Origin of the sequence: Kitasatospora arboriphila, assembly GCF_039528095.1 — a bacterium.
GTDB lineage: Bacteria > Actinomycetota > Actinomycetes > Streptomycetales > Streptomycetaceae > Kitasatospora > Kitasatospora arboriphila.
Genome location: NZ_BAAALD010000001.1, coordinates 74348 through 92694, shown reverse-complemented (window position 1 = coordinate 92694; position 18347 = coordinate 74348). Strand labels below are relative to the sequence as shown.

At 73.4% G+C, this 18347-nt stretch carries 18 protein-coding genes; 2 read left to right on the top strand and 16 right to left on the bottom strand.

Going from position 1 to position 18347, the window contains the following annotated elements:
• Nucleotides 1-97 precede the first annotated feature (97 nt).
• Nucleotides 98-499, bottom strand: coding sequence for a YccF domain-containing protein (locus ABD353_RS00450; protein ID WP_344621414.1), 402 nt, complete (start codon nucleotides 497-499; stop codon nucleotides 98-100).
• 178 nt (nucleotides 500-677) lie between these two features.
• Here ABD353_RS00450 and ABD353_RS00445 point away from each other — a divergent pair, with 178 nt between their 5' ends.
• Together ABD353_RS00445 and ABD353_RS00440 are read left to right on the top strand one after the other, a co-directional pair.
• Nucleotides 678-1163 carry a cation:proton antiporter regulatory subunit gene (locus ABD353_RS00445; RefSeq protein ID WP_344621413.1) on the top strand — a complete coding sequence of 162 codons (486 nt, stop codon included), beginning with the start codon at nucleotides 678-680 and terminating at the stop codon, nucleotides 1161-1163.
• 4 nt (nucleotides 1164-1167) lie between these two features.
• Nucleotides 1168-2406, top strand: coding sequence for a cation:proton antiporter (locus tag ABD353_RS00440; RefSeq protein ID WP_344621412.1), 1239 nt, complete (start codon nucleotides 1168-1170; stop codon nucleotides 2404-2406).
• Between the two features lie 146 nt (nucleotides 2407-2552).
• Here ABD353_RS00440 and ABD353_RS00435 read toward each other — a convergent pair whose 3' ends face one another.
• The 15 genes from ABD353_RS00435 to ABD353_RS00365 form a co-directional block, all read right to left on the bottom strand.
• Entirely contained in the window at nucleotides 2553-3368 is an 816-nt protein-coding gene (locus ABD353_RS00435) for a hypothetical protein (protein WP_344621411.1), read from the bottom strand.
• 49 nt (nucleotides 3369-3417) lie between these two features.
• A complete protein-coding gene (locus ABD353_RS00430) occupies nucleotides 3418-4734 on the bottom strand; it encodes an RNA polymerase sigma factor (RefSeq protein ID WP_344621410.1) in 1317 nt (438 codons plus the stop codon).
• Between the two features lie 71 nt (nucleotides 4735-4805).
• Nucleotides 4806-5234 carry a YciI family protein gene (locus ABD353_RS00425; protein WP_344621409.1) on the bottom strand — a complete coding sequence of 143 codons (429 nt, stop codon included), beginning with the start codon at nucleotides 5232-5234 and terminating at the stop codon, nucleotides 4806-4808.
• Between the two features lie 141 nt (nucleotides 5235-5375).
• The gene (ctaD, locus tag ABD353_RS00420; RefSeq protein ID WP_425555047.1) at nucleotides 5376-7094 is read right to left on the bottom strand and encodes an aa3-type cytochrome oxidase subunit I; all 1719 of its coding nucleotides are present in this window, start codon (nucleotides 7092-7094) and stop codon (nucleotides 5376-5378) included.
• Nucleotides 7095-7306: 212 nt separating this feature from the next.
• Nucleotides 7307-8164 carry a zinc metalloprotease HtpX gene (htpX, locus tag ABD353_RS00415; RefSeq protein ID WP_344621408.1) on the bottom strand — a complete coding sequence of 286 codons (858 nt, stop codon included), beginning with the start codon at nucleotides 8162-8164 and terminating at the stop codon, nucleotides 7307-7309.
• 127 nt (nucleotides 8165-8291) lie between these two features.
• Entirely contained in the window at nucleotides 8292-9809 is a 1518-nt protein-coding gene (locus ABD353_RS00410) for an NADH-quinone oxidoreductase subunit N (protein WP_344621407.1), read from the bottom strand.
• Between the two features lie 48 nt (nucleotides 9810-9857).
• Complete coding sequence (locus ABD353_RS00405; RefSeq protein WP_344621406.1) at nucleotides 9858-11411, bottom strand: complex I subunit 4 family protein; 1554 nt, start codon at nucleotides 11409-11411, stop codon at nucleotides 9858-9860.
• 52 nt (nucleotides 11412-11463) lie between these two features.
• Nucleotides 11464-13440 carry an NADH-quinone oxidoreductase subunit 5 family protein gene (locus tag ABD353_RS00400; RefSeq protein WP_344621405.1) on the bottom strand — a complete coding sequence of 659 codons (1977 nt, stop codon included), beginning with the start codon at nucleotides 13438-13440 and terminating at the stop codon, nucleotides 11464-11466.
• On the bottom strand, nucleotides 13437-13796 hold the full coding sequence (gene nuoK, locus ABD353_RS00395; protein ID WP_344621404.1) for an NADH-quinone oxidoreductase subunit NuoK: 360 nt from the start codon (nucleotides 13794-13796) through the stop codon (nucleotides 13437-13439). The genes ABD353_RS00400 and nuoK overlap by 4 nt, the downstream gene beginning before the upstream one ends.
• A 5-nt stretch (nucleotides 13797-13801) precedes the next feature.
• On the bottom strand, nucleotides 13802-14506 hold the full coding sequence (locus ABD353_RS00390; protein ID WP_344621403.1) for an NADH-quinone oxidoreductase subunit J family protein: 705 nt from the start codon (nucleotides 14504-14506) through the stop codon (nucleotides 13802-13804).
• A complete protein-coding gene (locus ABD353_RS00385) occupies nucleotides 14503-15054 on the bottom strand; it encodes a NuoI/complex I 23 kDa subunit family protein (RefSeq protein WP_344621402.1) in 552 nt (183 codons plus the stop codon). Before ABD353_RS00385 ends, ABD353_RS00390 begins: the two co-directional genes overlap by 4 nt.
• Nucleotides 15054-16013 (bottom strand): NADH-quinone oxidoreductase subunit NuoH, encoded by a 960-nt coding sequence (gene nuoH / locus ABD353_RS00380; RefSeq protein WP_344621401.1) that lies wholly within the window; start codon nucleotides 16011-16013, stop codon nucleotides 15054-15056. Before nuoH ends, ABD353_RS00385 begins: the two co-directional genes overlap by 1 nt.
• On the bottom strand, nucleotides 16010-17113 hold the full coding sequence (locus ABD353_RS00375) for an NADH-quinone oxidoreductase subunit C (protein ID WP_344621400.1): 1104 nt from the start codon (nucleotides 17111-17113) through the stop codon (nucleotides 16010-16012). Before ABD353_RS00375 ends, nuoH begins: the two co-directional genes overlap by 4 nt.
• Nucleotides 17110-17733 (bottom strand): NADH-quinone oxidoreductase subunit B, encoded by a 624-nt coding sequence (locus ABD353_RS00370; RefSeq protein ID WP_344621399.1) that lies wholly within the window; start codon nucleotides 17731-17733, stop codon nucleotides 17110-17112. The genes ABD353_RS00375 and ABD353_RS00370 overlap by 4 nt, the downstream gene beginning before the upstream one ends.
• Entirely contained in the window at nucleotides 17724-18131 is a 408-nt protein-coding gene (locus ABD353_RS00365; protein ID WP_344621398.1) for an NADH-quinone oxidoreductase subunit A, read from the bottom strand. The genes ABD353_RS00370 and ABD353_RS00365 overlap by 10 nt, the downstream gene beginning before the upstream one ends.
• Between the last annotated feature and the right edge of the window lie 216 nt (nucleotides 18132-18347).

The following is an 18347-nucleotide window of genomic DNA, read 5'->3' as shown; positions in this document are numbered from 1 at the left end:
ACCGTAGCGCGTGCCGTGCGCCGCCCCGGCCTCCCGGTGCCGGGGCGTCAGGTCCGGGCGGGCGCCCGGGCCTTTGGCCGCGACCCGGGGCCGGGGCTCACCAGCCGGCGAAGCGCTCGTCGGTGCTGACGACCTCGCGGCCGAGCGGCGCGAGCGAGATCGGGATCATCTTGAGGTTCGCCCAGCCGAACGGGATGCCGATGATCGACAGGAAGAGCGGGATGCTGGTCACGAAGTGGGCGATGGCCAGCCACCAGCCGGCGAAGATCAGCCAGATCACGTTGCCGACGCAGGAGGCGGGACCGGCGTCGGGGTTGTCCACCGTCGTGCGGCCGAACGGCCACAGCACGTAGCCGGCGAGCCGGAAGGACGCGATGCCGAACGGGATCGTGATGATCAGGATGAAGCAGATGATCCCGGCCACCGCGTAGCCGATCGCCATCCAGAGGCCGCAGAACAGCAGCCACAGGACGTTGAGGATGAGCTCGATCACCTTCATACCGTCCAGCCTGGCATGCGCCGGGCCGGGCGGCCATCGAGACGTCCGCGATCCGCCCGGGCAAGCCGCTTTACCTTTTCATTACTATAGGACGGCCGATTCCGCATCCTGGCACCGCGCCCCGCGCGGCAGTCCGCGCTGCGCGCTGCCCGGATCCGCTGACGAGAGGACAGACGCCATGCCCGTTCCCCGAGTCCGGACGACCAGCCTGCCCGGTGTGGGCATCCAGTACGACCTGACGACCCGAGAACACCGGCACCTCTCCGTCATCGCCCACCGCGACGGCACCCGCAGCCTCAACGTCTACCGCGCCGACGACCCCGACGCCTGCGCGCAGGCCCTGCACCTGACGGCGGACGAGTCGACCGCCCTGGTCGACGCGCTGATGCCCGCCCACCACAGCCCCGGCGTGCTGCACACCACCGACCTCGGGCTGGTCGCCGAACGCATCCCGCTCGGCGGCACCTCGTACTGGAACGGCCGGCTGCTCGGCGACACCAGGATGCGCACGGCCACCGGCGTCTCCATCGTCGCGGTGCTCCGCCGCACCGGCGCGGTGCCCTCCCCCGGCCCGGACTTCCGGCTGGCAGGCGGGGACACCCTCATCGTCATCGGCACCCGCGAGGGCGTGGACGCCGCCGCCGCGATCCTGGGACGGGAGTGATCGGGTGCACACCGCCACCGTCTTCATCGAACTCGGCACCGTCGTCCTCGTCCTCGGCCTGCTCGGCCGGCTCGCGAGCCGGTACGGGCAGTCCCCGATACCCCTCTACCTCCTCGGCGGCCTGGCCTTCGGCCACGGCGGGCTGCTGCCGCTCAGCTCCAGCGAGGAGTTCGTCGCGACCGGCGCCGAGATCGGCGTCGTCCTGCTGCTGCTCATGCTCGGCCTGGAGTACACCGCCGCCGACCTGGTGACCAACCTCAAGCAGCAGTACCCGGCCGGCGCCGTCGACTTCGCGTTCAACGCGCTGCCGGGCGCGGCCGCCGGACTGCTGCTCGGCTGGGGTCCGGTGGCCGCCGTGGTGCTGGCCGGCGTCACCTGGATCTCCTCCTCCGGAGTGATCGCCAAGGTGCTCGGCGACCTCGGCCGGCTCGGCAACCGGGAGACCCCGGTGATCCTCAGCGTCCTGGTGCTGGAGGACCTGTCGATGGCCCTCTACCTGCCGATCCTCACCGCCCTGCTGGCCGGCGCCGGACTGCTCGCCGGCAGCATCACCCTGGCGATCGCCCTCGCCACGGCCGGCGCGGTGCTCTTCGTCGCACTCCGCTACGGCCGGGTGATCTCGAAGTTCGTCTCGCACGACGACCCGGAGAAGCTGCTGCTGGTGGTCTTCGGCCTCACCCTGCTGGTGGCCGGCATCGCCCAGAAGCTGCAGGTGTCGGCTGCGGTCGGCGCCTTCCTGGTCGGCATCGCCCTCTCCGGCGAGGCCGCCGAGGGTGCGCACACGCTGCTCAGCCCGCTGCGGGACCTCTTCGCGGCGGTCTTCTTCGTCTTCTTCGGCCTGAGCACCGACCCGACCTCGATCCCGCCGGTGCTGCTGCCCGCACTGGCCCTCGCGCTCGTCACCGCGCTCACGAAGATCGCCACGGGGTACTGGGCCGCCCGCCGGGCCGGCATCGGACCGCGGGGACGCTGGCGGACGGGCGGAGCGCTGGTCGCCCGCGGCGAGTTCTCCATCGTCATCGCCGGGCTGGCGGTCACCGCCGGCATCGAACCGGACCTCGGCCCGCTGGCCACCGCCTACGTGCTCATCCTGGTGATCGTCGGCCCGCTGGCGGCCCGCTGGACGGAGCCCGCGGCCGGACGCCTGGCCGCACTGCGCACCCGCCGGTGGATGCCGGTCCGGCAACGCGGTGCGGCGCAGCCGGCACCGGACGAGGAAGCGGTGGAGCCCGTGCAGTCCTGACGTACGGTCACCGTGGCGGGTCGGTCCCGTACGGTTCGCCGCATCCGGATTGCGCAGTTCTCCCCAGCCTTCGGCCGGGAGGTGCCTCACGCGCCCCTGGGGGGTGCGCCCAGACCTGCCTGGGGCGCCCTCCGGCTTCGAGTCCGTCAGCCGAGGGCCTTGGGGGGTTCGGTCGGGTGGGGGATCTCGGGGGTGTCCGGGGCTTCGGCGAGGAGGGTGCTGAGGCGGTCGCGGAGGCGGCCGGAGGCGGCCCGCAGGCGTTCGGCGCGGTCGGCGCGGGTCCCGGTCGGCTCCACGGGGACGACCGGGACGCCGTGGGCCTTCGCGGTGGCCACCAGGCTGTCGGCGGCGGCCGGCAGGGCGGCGAGCGCGGTGGCGGCGAACAGGCCGCCGCCGAGCTGCCGCGGCCGCCCGAGCAGTCCGCGGTGGACGATCTCGCAGGGCAGCAGCCGCTCCTCGCGGCCGGCGGCCTCGGCCGCCTCCGCGGCCGCCATCACCAGGGTGAGCAGGCCCTCGGCGGCGCGGGCGACGACCCACTTGCGGCCGGGCACCGGCGGCAGGAACTCCCTGATCCGGTCGACCTCCTTGTCGAGGACGACGTCGGGCAGCAGGTCGAGCGTGGAGTGCAGGCGCAGTTCCTGCACCTTCGTCCAGGGGACGTCCTCGCCGTCGAAGCCGACCTTCTCCGGGCCGAAGGCGACCTGGCCGAGCCCGTCCAGCTGGTGGAGCAGCCAGACCGCCGGTCCGGGGACGCGCGGGTGGCGGCCGATCAGGGCGGCGATCGACACCTCCCAGTCCTCGGTGGCCGGTGCCTCGGGCGGCGGCAGGGTGGCGAGCGCCCGCCGGACCCAGTCGCCCTCGCCGACGACGTTGCGGGCCTTGGCCCGGCCGGTCCGCGCGGCCGTGCCGAGCGCCGTGCCGGCCCGGCGGCCGAATTCCTGCGCGCCGTCGCGCACCCCCATGTCCCGCTCCCCCTCGGCCGGATGACGTCCTGTCCAGTCTGCCCGAACGTCAGGGACCGGGACGCTCCGGTGGGGCGGGTCGGCCGTCCGCGGCCCGGGCGCTCTCCGCGGCGCGGGCGAGCAGTACGCCGCGCTCGCGGGCGTTGCGGGTGAGGCCGGCGGCGCGGGTGAACTCGGCGGCGGCCTCGCCGTGCCGACCGAGCCTGGCCAGCAGGTCGCCGCGGACGCCGGGCAGCAGGTGGTAGCCGCGCAGGGCGGGTTCGTCGGCGAGTTCGTCGGCCAGGTCGAGGCCGGTCTGCGGGCCGAAGGCCATGCCGAGCGCGACGGCCCGGTTGAGGTCGACCACCGGTGAGGGGCTGCGGGTGGCGAGGGCGGTGTAGAGGGCGGCGATCCGCACCCAGTCGGTCTGTCCGGCGGTGCCGGCCCGGGCGTGGCAGGCGGCGATGGCGGCCTGCAGGGCGTACGGGCCGGGCGGGGTGCCCTGCTCGGCGGCGAGGGCCTCGGCACGGTCGTGGGCGGCGAGGCCGCGGTGGATCAGCAGCCGGTCCCAGCGGCTGCGGTCCTGGTCGAGCAGCAGAACCGGCTCACCGCCCGGGCCGGTGCGGGCGGGGGTGCGGGAGGCCTGGATCTCCATCAGGGCGATCAGGCCGTGCACCTCGGGTTCGCGGGGCATCAGGCCGGTGAGCACGCGGCCGAGCCGCATCGCCTCCTCGCAGAGGGCGGGCCGCATCCAGTCGTCGCCGGCGGTGGCGGCGTAGCCCTCGTTGAAGACGAGGTAGACGACTTCGAGCACCGAGGCGAGCCGCGGGGCGAGTTCCTCGCCCTCCGGCACCTCGAAGGGGACTTCGGCCTTGGCGAGGGTGCGCTTGGCACGGACGATCCGCTGGGCGACGGTGGCCTCGGCGGTGAGGAAGGCGCGGGCGATCTCCTCGGTGGACAGGCCGCCGAGCAGCCGCAGGGTGAGGGCGACCCGGGCCTCGGTGGAGAGCACCGGGTGGCAGGCGGTGAAGACCAGCCGGAGCAGGTCGTCCTCGATCTCGTCGGCGAGGACGGCCTGCTCCGGCTGCGGGCCCTGCGGCGGGTCGGTCTCCAGGTCGTGGCCGACGAGGCGGAGCTTCTCGGCGAGCCCGGCCTCGCGGCGGATCCGGTCGACGGCGCGGCGGCGGGCGGTGACGGTGAGCCAGGCGCCCGGGTTGTCGGGCACGCCGGCCTCGGGCCACTGTTCCAGGGCGGCGACCAGCGCGTCCTGGGCGGCCTCCTCGGCGAGGCCGACGTCGCGGACCAGCCGGGCCAGGCCGGCGATGATCCTGGCCGATTCGATCCGCCAGACCGCTTCGACGGTGCGGTGGGTGTCGGGTGCCGTCACAGCTCCCCATCACAGCAGTCCGGGGCCGCCCGCGGCCAGCGCGGCGCGGCCCCGGACGGGCCGGGACGGGGTCAGCCGGTGATCGGCTTCTGGTGCTCGTCGCGCCAGGCCTGCTCCTTGGCGGCGTCCTCCGGGTTGAGGATCTCGGCCGGGAAGTCGGAGGCCTCGAAGACCTTGCGGAGCTCCAGCACCGCGCCGTCCTCGAACGGGGCGCGGCCGGCCCACTCCAGGGCCTCCTCGCGGGAACTGACGTCGAGCACCCAGAAGCCGGCGATGAGTTCCTTGGTCTCGGCGAAGGGCCCGTCGGTGACGGTGGCCTTCCCGCCCTTGAAGGTGAGCCGGGCGCCGTTGGAGCTGGGGTGCAGGCCGTCGGCGGCGAGCATGATGCCGGCCTTGATCAGTTCCTCGTTGAACCGGTTCATCGCGTCCATCGCCTCCTTGGTCGGCATGACGCCGGCCTCGGAGTCCTCGTTGGCCTTGACGATCAGCATGAAGCGCATGGTGGTGCCTTCCTCGGTGTCGGACTCCGCCCGGTGCGGGCCGGGGCGCCGGTCGTTCCGGCTTCCGTCTGTGCGTCGAACGGGACGGGCCCGGATCGACACGGCCGCGGAAATATTTCTGAGGATTCCTCCGCCGGGCCGTCAGCGGTGCTCGCGGCGGGGTTCGACGGCGTTCTGCAGGCGGTCCCACTCGGCGATGTCGGGGTGGTGGAGGTCGAAGGCGGGGCTCTCCGAGCGGATCCGGGGCAGTGCGGCGAAGTTGTGCCGCGGCGGCGGGCAGGAGGTCGCCCACTCCAGCGAGCGGGCGAAGCCCCAGGGGTCGTCCTCGGCGACCTTCTCGCCGTACTTGGCGGTCTTCCAGACGTTGTAGAGGAACGGCAGGATCGACAGGCCGAGCAGGAACGAGCCCACGGTGGAGAGGCTGTTCAGCGCGGTGAAGCCGTCCCCGGCGAGGTAGTCGGCGTAGCGGCGGGGCATGCCCTCGGCACCCAGCCAGTGCTGGACGAGGAAGGTGGTGTGGAAGCCGATGAACAGCGTCCAGAAGCAGATCTTGCCGAGCCGTTCGTCGAGCATCTTGCCGGTCATCTTGGGCCACCAGAAGTGGAAGCCGGCGAACATCGCGAAGACGACGGTGCCGAAGACCACGTAGTGGAAGTGGGCGACGACGAAGTACGAGTCGGAGACCTGGAAGTCGATCGGTGGGGAGGCCAGCAGCACGCCGGTGAGGCCGCCGAACAGGAAGGTGACGAGGAAGCCGATGCTCCAGAGCATCGGGGTCTCGAAGCTGAGCGAGCCGCGCCACATGGTGCCGACCCAGTTGAAGAACTTCACCCCGGTCGGGACGGCGATCAGCAGGGTCATGAACGAGAAGAAGGGCAGCAGCACCTGCCCGGTCACGAACATGTGGTGGGCCCAGACGGTGACCGACAGGCCGGTGATGGCGATGGTGGCCGCGATCAGGCCGGTGTAGCCGAAGATCGGCTTGCGGCTGAAGACCGGGATGACCTCGGTCACGATGCCGAAGAACGGCAGCGCGATGATGTACACCTCGGGGTGCCCGAAGAACCAGAACAGGTGCTGCCAGAGGATCGGGCCGCCGTTGGCCGGGTCGAAGACGTGCGCCCCGAACTTGCGGTCGGCCTCCAGGGCGAACAGCGTGGCGGCCAGCACCGGGAACGCGAAGAGCACCAGGATGCTGGTGAAGAGGACGTTCCAGACGAAGATCGACATCCGGAAGACGGTCATGCCGGGCGCCCGCAGGCAGGCGATGGTGGTGATGAAGTTGACCGCGCCGAGGATGGTGCCGAAGCCGGACAGCGCCAGACCCATGATCCACATGTCGCCGCCGATGCCGGGCGAGTGGACCACGCCGGAGAGCGGCGTGTAGGCGAACCAGCCGAAGTCGGCGGCGCCGTCCGGGGTGAGGAAGCTGCCGACGACGATGATCGAGCCGAGCAGGTAGAGCCAGTAGGCGAGCGCGTTGAGCCGGGGGAAGGCCACGTCCGGGGCGCCGATCTGCAGCGGCATGATCCAGTTGGTGAAGCCGGCGAACAGCGGGGTCGCGAACATCAGCAGCATGATCGTGCCGTGCATGGTGAACAGCTGGTTGTACTGCTCGTTCGACACGATCTGGGTGCCCGGCTGGGCCAGCTCGGCCCGCATCACCAGGGCCATCACGCCGCCGATCAGGAAGAAGGCGAACGAGGTGGTCAGGTAGAGCGTGCCGATCTGCTTGTGGTCGGTGGTGGTCAGCCAGCCCACCAGCTTGCGTCCGCGGCCACCGCGGCGGGCCGAGCCGAAACCGCGGCGGGGCTCACGCGGCGGGGGCCGGTGCTCGGTGTCGGTCGGGAGAATCGTCACTGCACCACTCCTCCGCGCCAGGCCCACCGGCCGTTCAACGGGTAACCGGCCCATCAGTACCAGCCGGGTCCCCGGACGGACGGAGGCGCGCCGGAGCGGTGGACGGAGTCACCCGCTTCGCCCTGGGAGGTCGGGATCACCTCAGGGGCGCGTGGTAACCTCACGCGCCCCTGGTGGCCCTCCCGCCCCCGGGGAGCGGGGTGCCCGAGCCGTCAGCGGCCGGCCATGCGTTCCAGGCGGGCGATGCGTTCGGGCATCGGGGGGTGGGTGGAGAAGAGCTTGGCGCCGACCTCGCCGGGCCGGAACGGGTTGGCGATCATCATGTGGCTGGCCGTCTGCAGCTGGGGCTCGGGCGGCAGCGGCAGGCGCTGGGTGCCGGTCTCCAGCTTGCGCAGTGCGCTGGCGAGGGCGAGCGGGTCGCCGGTGATCCGGGCGCCGTCGGCGTCGGCCTGGTACTCGCGGGAGCGGCTGACGGCCAGCTGGATCAGCGCGGCGGCGATCGGCCCGAGGATCATGATCATCAGCATGCCGACCAGGCCGGGGCCCTCGTCGTCGTCGCTGCGGCCGACCGGGATCAGCCAGGCGAAGTTCACCAGGAACATCACCACCGAGGCGAGTGCGCCGGCGACCGAGGAGATCAGGATGTCCCGGTTGTAGACGTGGCTGAGCTCGTGGCCGATGACGCCGCGCAGCTCGCGCTCGTCGAGCAGCTGCAGGATGCCGTCGGTGCAGCAGACCGCGGCGTTGCGCGGGTTGCGGCCGGTGGCGAAGGCGTTCGGTGCCGGGGTCGGCGAGATGTAGAGCCGGGGCATCGGCTGGCGGGCCGAGGTGGAGAGCTCCCGGACGATCCGGTAGAGCTGCGGGGCCTCGATCTCGCTCACCGGCCGGGCCCGCATCGCCCGCAGGGCGAGCTTGTCGCTGTTCCAGTACGCGTAGGCGTTGGTGGCGATCGCGATGACCAGGGCGACCAGCAGCCCGGTGCGTCCGAAGAAGCTGCCGATCAGCAGGATCAGTGCCGACAGGCCGCCGAGAAGTACGGCCGTCCTCAACCCGTTGTGCTGGCGGTGCACGGCAGGCCCTCCGTGGTGGTGCGACGGGGAGCCCGGTGGCGGCGCCCTCGTGGGAATCAACGGAAGGATGCCGCTCGTTCGTTCCCCGCCGCACGTCGGGCGGGCCGCCCGGGTGCCCCCCGGACGGTCAGAACAGACTGCCCCCGACCACCTGCAGGACCAGCTGCGGAGCGACCGAGAGCACCACCGCGCCGCCCGCGGTGAGCGCCAGCGCGGCCGCCAGCGGACCGGGGGTGCGGACCGCGCGGACCTCGGCCCCGGCCTCCGCCGGGGCGAACAGCCGGGCCGTCCACAGCAGGTAGTAGTAGAGGGCGATCACCACGTTGACCGCCATCACGACGGCCAGCCAGCCCAGCTTCGCGTCGACGGCGGCGCGGAAGACCACGACCTTGCCGAACAGGCCGATCACACCGGGCGGCAGGCCGGCCAGGCAGAGCAGGAAGAAGGCCATCGCGAGGGCGCTCCACCGGCCGCGGGCGAACAGTCCGCGGTGGTCGTCCAGCCGGGTGCCGGCCGTCCTGGCCACCACGGCGGCGACGCCGAACGCGCCCAGGTTGACCACGCCGTAGATCAGCGCGTACGCGACGGTCGCGCCGAGCGGCTGCGGCGAGCCCTGGTAGCCGGCGGCGGCCAGCGGGACGAGCAGGTAGCCGGCCTGGCCGACCGAGGACCAGGCGAGCAGCCGCACCGCGCTGAACGGGGTGTCGCCGCGCTGCCGGACGGCGGCGACGTTGCCGGCCGTCATGGTCAGCGCGGCCAGCACCGCCAGCACCAGGCCCCAGGTGTGCCCGTACGGGTGGAAGGCGATCGTGGTGACCAGGGCGAGCCCGGCCAGGCCCGCCGCCTTGCCGACCACCGAGAGGTAGCCGGCCACCGGGATCGGCGCGGCGGTGTAGGTGTCGGGCAGCCAGAAGTGGAAGGGCACGGCCGCGACCTTGAAGGCGAAGCCGACCAGGGTGAGCACCGCGCCGGCCTCGGCCAGCGGCTTCAGCTGCCCGGGCACGTGGGTCAGGCCGTCGGCGATCGCCACGAGGTGGATCGAGCCGGTCGCGGCGTAGACGAAGCCGACGCCGAGCAGCATCACGGCGGTCGCGGTGACCGAGGAGAGGAAGAACTTCAGCGCGCCCTCGGCGCCGCGGCCGTCCCGGCGCAGCGCGACCAGGGCGAAGGCCGGCAGCGAGGCCACCTCCAGGGCGATGATCAGCGTCGCCAGGTCGCGGGAGGCGGGCAACAGGACGGCGCCGGAGGCGCTGGAGAGCAGCAGGAACCAGTACTCGCCGCCGGGCAGCCGCTCCTCGTCCACGGTGTGCAGGGAGAGCAGGACGGCGATCAGCGCGCCGCCGAGCGCGAGCAGCTGGAAGGCGAGCGCGAAGTGGTCGGCGGTGTAGCTGCACGCCCCGCCGGCCGCCTTCAGGCAGAAGGTGGAGCGGGCGTCGCCGCGCACCAGCGGCAGCATCGACAGCAGGGCCAGCAGCAGGCCCGCGGCCGAGGCCCAGCCCAGGACGCGCTTCTGGCGGGCCGGCAGGAAGAGGTCCGCGACCAGCACGGCGAGTGCGGCGAGCGCCGCGACCAGCGGCGGCGCGACGGCCACCCAGTCGACGGACTGGATGAGGCCGCCGGGGTCGGCGACGGCGAGTGGGTTCATGGCGGGCTGCCCCAGGAGAGGAGATCCGAGCGGGGTGCTGATCACGGCTCAGCCACCCCCGAGCAGGTGCTTGACGGCCGGGTCGGACAGGCTGAGCAGCAGGGCCGGCCAGACGCCGGCGACCAGGGTGAGCGCGGCCAGCGGTGTCCAGCTGGCCGCCTCGTACGCCTTGATGTCGGGCAGCTCGGTGACGAGTGCGGGCTGCTTCGGGTCGCCCATGCAGACCCGGCGGACGACGACCAGCAGGTAGCCGGCGGTCAGCAGGGTGCCGAGGCCGGCCAGCACCATGTAGGTGACGAACGCGGGCCGGGAGAGCCCGGCGGCCGGGTCGAAGGCGCCGAACATGGCGAGCAGCTCGCCCCAGAAGCCGGCCAGGCCGGGCAGGCCGAGGCTGGCGACGGCGGCGAAGGCGAGCAGCGCGCCGATCCGCGGGGCCCGGCCGTACAGGGCGGCGCCGGTGGCGCCGGCCAGGGTGTCCAGGTCGGAGGTGCCGTAGCGGTCCTTGACCGCGCCGACGAGGAAGAAGAGCAGGCCGGTGATCAGGCCGTGGGCGATGTTGCCGAACAGCGCGCCGTTCACCCCGGCGGGGGTGAGCGTGGCGATGCCGAGCAGCACGAAGCCCATGTGGCCGACCGAGGAGTAGGCGATGAGGCGCTTGAGGTCGCCCTTGGCGCCCTGGCGGGCCAGGGCGAGGCAGGCCAGCGAGCCGTAGAGGATGCCGACGGCGGCGAACGCGCCCAGGTAGGGGGCGAAGGTCGCGGCGCCCTCGGGGACGACCGGCAGCAGCACCCGGACGAGGCCGTAGGTGCCCATCTTCAGCAGCACGCCGGCCAGCAGCACCGAGCCGACGGTCGGTGCGGCGGTGTGCGCGTCCGGCAGCCAGCTGTGCAGCGGCCAGGCGGGGGCCTTCACGGCGAGGCCGACCAGGATCGCGAGGGCCGCGACCACCTGGGTGGTGTGGCTCAGTCCGGCGCCGTGGGCGGCGGCCAGCCGGGTCATGTCGAAGGTGCCGGCGTTGAAGCCGATCAGCAGGAAGCCGAGCAGCATCACGGCCGAGCCGAGCAGCGTGTACAGGATGAACCGGTTGGCGGCCGGCACCTTCGCGCCGCTGCCCCAGCGGGCGATCAGGAAGTACATCGGGATCAGCACGACCTCGAACGCCACGAAGAACAGCACCAGGTCGAGCACCGCGAAGGTCGCCAGCATGCCGACCTCCAGCAGGAGCAGCAGGCCGGTGAACGACCGCGCGGAGGGCACGCCCTCGCCGGCGGGCAGCCGGCGGGTGGAGTACAGCGCGCAGAGGAAGGTCAGCAGCGCGGTGAGGACGAGCAGCGGCAGCGAGATGCCGTCCACGCCGAGGTGCAGCCGGACGTCGATCGCCGGGATCCAGCGGACGTTCGTGACGGCCTGCATCACGGCGGGGCGGTCCTGGTCGAAGCCGACCGCCAGGGCCACGGCGAGCGCCAGGGTCGCGCCGGTGACGCCGGTGCCGAACCGCAGGGCGCGGCGGTCGGCGGCGGCGCGGTCGGCCCCGAACGGGACGAGGGTGGCGGCGGCGCCGGCCAGCGGCAGCAGCAGGAGGGCGATGAGGACTGCGTTCATCGGGGGCTCCAGGTTCGTGCTGCGGCGGGTCGGGTCGGGTGCGGGCTGCGGGTCATGTGCCGACCGCCACCAGGACGGCGAGCAGGACGGCCCCGGCGAGCAGCGCGCTGAGGTAGCTCTGGGCGTTGCCGGTCTGGGCCCGGCGGACGAGCCAGCCGAGGGCGTTGGTGCCGTTGCCGGCGCCGCGGACGTACGTCTCGACGACCTCGCGGTCGAGGAAGTTCACCAGCCGGGCGGCGGCCGCGGTCGGGCGGACGAACAGCGTGCTGTACAGCCGGTCGACGCCGAAGCCGTGCTGGGCGAACCGGTGCACCGGGCCGAGCAGCAGCCGGCCGGGATCGGGCACGGCCCCGGCGGTGGCTGCCTGCCGGGCCCCGGCCGCCCGCCAGGCGGCGTAGGCGATCAGGACGCCGGCCAGCGCCAGGCCGGTGCCGGTGACCGAGGTGGCCGGGGTCGGGCGCAGCGAGCCGCCGTCGAGCAGCGAGGGCAGCCAGCCGTCGCGCAGCCCGAGCAGGCCGAAGGCCATGGTCGGGACGGCGAGCACCCAGAGCGGCCAGCGCATCGCGGCGGGCTCGGCGGTGGCCGGGTCGGCCTCGTCGATCTCGGGCGAGTACGGGGCGCCGGCCTCGGCGGCGGCCGCACCGGCGGTCGGCGCCGCGGCGGCGCGGCCGTGGAAGGCGACCAGCCAGAGCCGGGTGGAGTAGGCGGCGGTGAGCAGCGCGGTGAGGCCGGCCGCGACCAGGACGATCCAGCCGGCCGCCTCGGGCACCGCCGAGGCGGGGCCGACGCCGCGGGTGAGCGCCTCGCCGTGGGCGGCGTGCTCGGCGGCGGTGAACACCGACTCCTTGGAGAAGAAGCCGGTGAACGGCGGCAGGCCCATCAGCGCGACCAGGCCGATGCCCATCGCCCAGTAGGCGTCCGGCACCCGCTTGCGCAGGTCGGGCATCCGGGACATCGCGGAGATCGAGTTGGTGTGCGCGGCGTGGATGACCACGCCGGCGGTGAGGAAGAGCAGGGCCTTGAAGACGCCGTGGCCGACCAGGTAGAAGACGGCCGAGTCGCGGTCGCCGGAGGCGAGGGCGCCGGCCATGTAGCCGAGCTGGCCGACGGTCGAGTAGGCGAGCACCCGCTTGAGGTCGTCCTGGGCGAGGGCGCAGAGCGCCGAGCCGACCATGGTGACGGCCGCCATCGCGGCGAGCACCACCAGGGCGGCGGCGGAGAGCAGGAAGACCGGCATCAGCCGGGCGACCAGGTAGATGCCGGCCGCGACCATGGTCGCGGCGTGGATCAGCGCGGAGACCGGGGTGGGGCCGGCCATCGCGTCGGGGAGCCAGGTGTGCAGCGGGAACTGCGCGCTCTTGCCGGCGACGCCGCCGAGCAGCAGCAGGGCGGCCAGGGTGGGGTGGCCGAGCCGTCCCTCGGTCGCGGCGGCCAGCACGTCGGTGATCCGGAAGCTGCCGGCGTCGGCGCCGAGCACGAAGATGCCGAACACGAACGGCACGTCGCCGAGCTTGGTGACCAGGAAGGCCTTGAGCGAGGCGGAGCGGGCGTCCTCGGTCTCCCAGTGGTGGCCGATCAGGAAGTACGAGCAGATGCCCATGATCTCCCAGGCGACCAGCAGCACGATCAGGTCGCCGGAGTAGAGCACCAGGAACATCGCCGCGGTGAACAGGGAGACCAGCGCCGCGTACGAGGGGTAGCGGGGGTCGTCCTTGAGGTACGCGGTGGAGTAGATCTGCACCAGGGTGGCGACCAGGCCGACCAGCAGCGAGATCAGGACGGAGAAGCCGTCCAGGTGGAGGGCGAGCGAGACGTCGGGGCCGCCGGTCGGGGTGAGCCGGGTGGCGGCGTCGAGGCTCCGCCCGGTGCCGAGCTGCAGGGCGACGACCACGGCGAGCACCGCGGAGGCGGCGACCGGCAGGACGGCCAGCGGCCGGGCGAGGCCGGGGTACTTCTTGCCGGTGGCGAGGCCCGCGGCCGCGCCGAGCGCGGGCAGGGCGGGGACGAGGAGGGGCAGGGCGAGGTTCATGCGGCCCGGCCCTCCGGCTCGGTCGCGGCGGCCTCGGGGGCCGCCTCGGACGGGTCGCCGAGCAGGGTGAGCCGGTCGACGTCGGCGGTGCCGCGGGTGCGGAAGACCAGCAGCACGATGGCGAGGCCGAGGCCGATCTCGGCCGCGGCGACCGTGATGGTGAAGAGGGTGAGCGCCTGTCCGGCGTGGACGGCGTCGCGCAGCCAGGCGTCGAAGGCGACCAGGTTGAGGTTGACGGCGTTGAGCATCAGCTCGACGGACATCAGCACCAGGACGACGTTGCGCCGGGCGAGCACGCCGTAGACGCCGACGCAGAACAGCAGCGCGGCGAGGACGGCTGGGTAGACGAGGTGCATCGGCGTCAGCGCTCCTGCGCGGGGGCGGTCGGGGCGGTGGGCGGGGCGGTGGACGGAGCGGTCGGACCGGCCGGAGCGGTCGCCGCGGGGGCGGCGGGCCGGCCGACGGGCTTGCCGGCGCGCAGCTTCCCGGCGCGCGGCCGGGGCAGCGTGCCGGAGGTGCTGCGGGAGAGCACGATCGCGCCGACCAGCGCGGCCAGCAGCAGCACCGACAGCGCCTCGAAGGGCAGCACCCAGTGGCGGAAGAGGTACTCGCCGGTGGCGCGGGTGGAGCCGCCGCCCGCGGTGAGGTCGATCCAGCTGGTGCGGAAGGCGTCGGCGACGAGGGTGACCAGGGTGCCGGCGGCGGCCAGCGCCACCAGCAGGGCCGCCCAGCGGTTGCCGGAGTCGGCGTCCGGCGAGCGGCCGATCGGCGCCCGGGTGAGCATCAGGCCGAACAGCACCAGCACGACCACCGAGCCGAGGTAGATCAGCACCTGCACCCAGGCGATGAACTCGGCGGTGAGCAGCAGGAACTCCACGGCGAGCCCGCCGAGCGCGACGACCAGCCAGAGCGCGGCGTGCACCAGCTGCTTGGTGGTCACCGAGACGACGGCGGCACCGAGCACGGCCAGGCCGACGAGCAGGAAGACGACCTCGGCCCCGGTCGGGGAGAGGAAGGACCGGGCGGCCGGCTCCAGCGAGCCGGTGGCGGCGAGCAGGGTGCTCATGCGTCCTCACCCTCCTGTGCGGCCGCGGCGGCCAGCTTCTCGGCCGCCTTGCGGGCGGTCGCGATCTCCTTGGGCTCCTCGGCGGCGGGGTCGAGGGCGGGCGGCGCGGGCACCGTCCACATCCACTCGCGCAGCCGGTCCCGTTCGTGGGTGAGCTCCAGGATGTCGGTCTCCGCGTACTCGAACTCCGGGGACCAGAACAGCGCGTCGAAGGGGCAGACCTCGATGCAGATGCCGCAGTACATGCAGAGCGAGAAGTCGATCGCGAAGCGGTCGAGCACGTTGCGGGTGCGGGCGCGGGCGTTCGGGTCGGCGGCGGGCAGCGTCTCCTTGTGGGAGTCGATGTAGATGCACCAGTCCGGGCACTCGCGCGCGCAGAGCATGCAGACCGTGCAGTTCTCCTCCAGCAGCGCGATGACGCCGCGGGAGCGCGGCGGCAGCACGGGCTGCACCTCGGGGTACTGCGCGGTGACGCTCTTGCGCGTCATGGTCCGCAGGGTGACGGCCAGGCCCTTGGCGAGGCCGGTGCCGGGGATGTTGAGAGCCATCAGGAGATCGCCACCTTGACGATGCCGGTGAGGGCCAGCTGGACGAGCGCGAGCGGGATCAGCACCGTCCACGCGAAGCGCATCAGCTGGTCCTCGCGCAGCCGCGGGTAGGTGACCCGGATCCAGATCACCACGAAGGCCAGCGCGAAGGTCTTGAGCAGCGTCCACAGCCAGCCGAGCGAGTCCGGCAGCGGGCCGTGCCAGCCGCCGAGGAAGAGCACCGTGGTCAGGCCGGAGACCACCAGGATGCCCGCGTACTCGGAGAGCAGGAAGAGCGCGAACCGCAGGCCGGTGTACTCGGTGTAGGCGCCGAAGATGATCTCCGAGTCGGCGATCGGCATGTCGAACGGCGGCCGCTGGAGCTCGGCGAGGCCGGCGGTGAAGAAGACGAAGGCGCCGATCGCCTGCCACGGGATCCACCACCAGTGGAAGGCGTCCACGATCCCGGGCAGCGACACCGTGCTGGCGGCCATCGCCACCGAGGCGGCCGCGAGCAGCATCGGCAGCTCGTACGACATCAGCTGGGCGGCCGTGCGCAGGCCGCCGAGCAGCGAGAACTTGTTGGCGGAGGCCCAGCCGGCCATCAGCGAGCCGAGCACGCCGATGCCCATCACGGCCAGCACGAAGAAGATGCCGGCGTCGATCGCCTGGCCGACGAAGCCGTTCGGGCCGACCGGGATCACCAGCAGCACCAGCAGGTAGGGCAGCAGGGCGACGGCCGGGGCGATCCGGAAGATCCGCCGGTCGGCACCGGCCGGGACGACGTCCTCCTTCTGCGCGAACTTGACGCCGTCGGCGATGAGCTGGGCCCAGCCGTGGAAGCCGCCGGCGTACATCGGGCCGAGGCGGCCCTGCATGTGCGCCATGACCTTGTGCTCGGTCTGGCCGATCACCAGCGGCAGTACCAGGAAGACCACCAGGGTGGCGACGCAGCGCAGCAGCGTGTCGAGGAGGTTCACGCGCCGTCTCCGTCCTGGCCGGGGGTCTGCGGGGTGTCGGGGTCCTGCGGGGCTTCGGGCCCGGCGGGCTCGGGCTTCGCGGGCTCGGGCTTCGCGGGCTCCGCCGGGGATTCGTCGTGGGCCGGGACGGGTGCGTGCCAGGGTGCGTCCGAGGACTGCGTCCGGGCGGTCCGGCGCGGCCGCTCCTCGGCGGGGGCCGCGGGTGCGGCGGGTGCCTCGGGCTGGGCCGCGGGTGCCTCGGGTGCGGTCTGGCTGACCGAACCCTCGCTGATCGAACGGGTCCGCCGCGGCCGGTCGGCCCGGACGGGGGCGCCCTCGGCCCCGGCGGCGGCCGCACGGGGACCGGCTCCGGCGGCGCGGGGGGCGGCGCCGGCCGCGCGCGGGGTGCGGGCGGCCCGGGCCGGGCGCTCGGCCACCGGCGGCAGGGTGCCCTTGAGCGGGCCCCACTCGTTGGGGTCGGGCACGCCGGGAGGCTGCATCTTGCGGCGGGCGGGGCCGTCGCCGTGGTCGGACTCGCCGGGCTCCTTCGCGCCGGGCCAGGCCTTGGCGACCCGGGCGGCGAGCACGAAGTCCTTGCGCAGCGGGTGGCCCTCGAAGCCGTCCGGCAGCAGCAGGGTGACCAGGTGCGGGTGGTCGGCGAAGTCGATGCCGAACATCTCGTGGGTCTCCCGCTCGTGCCAGGCCGCGCCGGCGTACACGCCGACGGCGGTGGGCAGGGCGGCCTTCTCGCGCGGCACCCGGGTGCGCACCAGCAGGTGGCGGACGGCGCCGGGGGTGGCGACGTCGGCGAGGTGGACGGAGACGGAGAAGCCCTCGGCGAGCTCGTCGACGGCGCTCAGCCAGTCGAAGTAGCTGAGTCCGAGGCCGTCGCGGGCGGCGGTCAGCGCCTCGATCCAGTGCTCGGCCGGGACGTCGACGGTCAGCAGGCCGTACGCCTCGGTGGCGCTCGCCCAGGGGCCGATCCCGGCGGCCGTCCGCTCGGCCGGGGTCGGCTCGGCGGCGGGCTGCTCGGCCGCGGGCTGCCCGGCGGGGGCGTCCGCGGCAACGGCGGGCTCGGCGCCCGGCACCGGCTCGGTCCCGGGCTGCTCGGGGGTGGTCACTGCGCGCCCTCCGGTCCGGCGACCAGCCCGCGGCGGAGCGCGGAGGCGGGCGCGGTGTAGCGCTGCGGCAGCGACTCGGCGGCGATCTTCTCCTGGAGCTTGAGGATGCCCTGGAGCAGCGCCTCGGGCCGCGGCGGGCAGCCCGGCACGTAGACGTCGACCGGGACGATCTGGTCGACGCCCTTGGTCACGGAGTACGAGTCCCAGTACGGGCCGCCGGAGTTGGAGCAGGCGCCGAAGGAGATCACGTACTTGGGCTCGGGCATCTGCTCGTAGAGCCGCTTGACGGCCGGGGCCATCTTGTCGGTGACCGTGCCGGAGACGATCATCAGGTCGGCCTGGCGGGGGCCGGGCGCGAACGGGATGACTCCCATCCGGATGAAGTCGTGCTTGGCCATCGACGCGGCGATGAACTCGATCGCGCAGCAGGCGAGGCCGAAGTTGAAGCACCAGAGGCTGTAGCGGCGGCCCCAGTTGAGGACCACCTTGACCGGGTCCGGCGCGAGCCGGGCCAGCGGGCCGAGCCGGCGCGGCTCGACGGCGCCCGGGTGGGCCGGGTCGGGGATGCCGAGCGGCACGGGGCCGTCGCCGCCGTGCGCGTGGGCGTGGGTCACGTCCATTCCAGAACGCCCTTCTTCCAGGCGTAGAGCAGTCCGACCGCGAGGAAGCCGATGAAGACGAACATCTCCACCAGCGTCGCCGCCCCGTACCCCGCGGCGGCGAAGACCGTCGCCCACGGGAAGAGGTAGATCGCGTCGACCGCGAAGATCACGTAAAGGAAGGCGTAGACGTAGTAGCGGATGTGGATCTGCGCCCACCCCTCGCCGACCGGGTCCACTCCGCACTCGTACGCCAGCAGCTTCTCCGGCGAGTACACCACCGGGCGCAGCAGGCGGTTGGCGGTGAACGACACCGCGACGAACAGCACGCCGACGACGGCGAGCATGCCCACCGCCGCGTACGCGTCGAAGTAGCCACTGCCCGCGGCAGGGCCGGCAGCAGCCAGCTGCCCCTCCATGCGTTCGCCTCCACATCGGCCGGGCCCGCCGCGCGGCGGGATCCGATCTCTTTACGCGCTCATAACCATTACTCAGGCGTGAGTCTAAGTGCACCGCTCGTCTACTCCTGAACCCGCCCGATCCGCAAGACGCATGCTGGACACCCGCCCCGCCGGCACCGCCCGGAGCGGGTGTCCCGGGGGTGGGGTTAACCCCCGGGCGGGGACGGCGTCCAC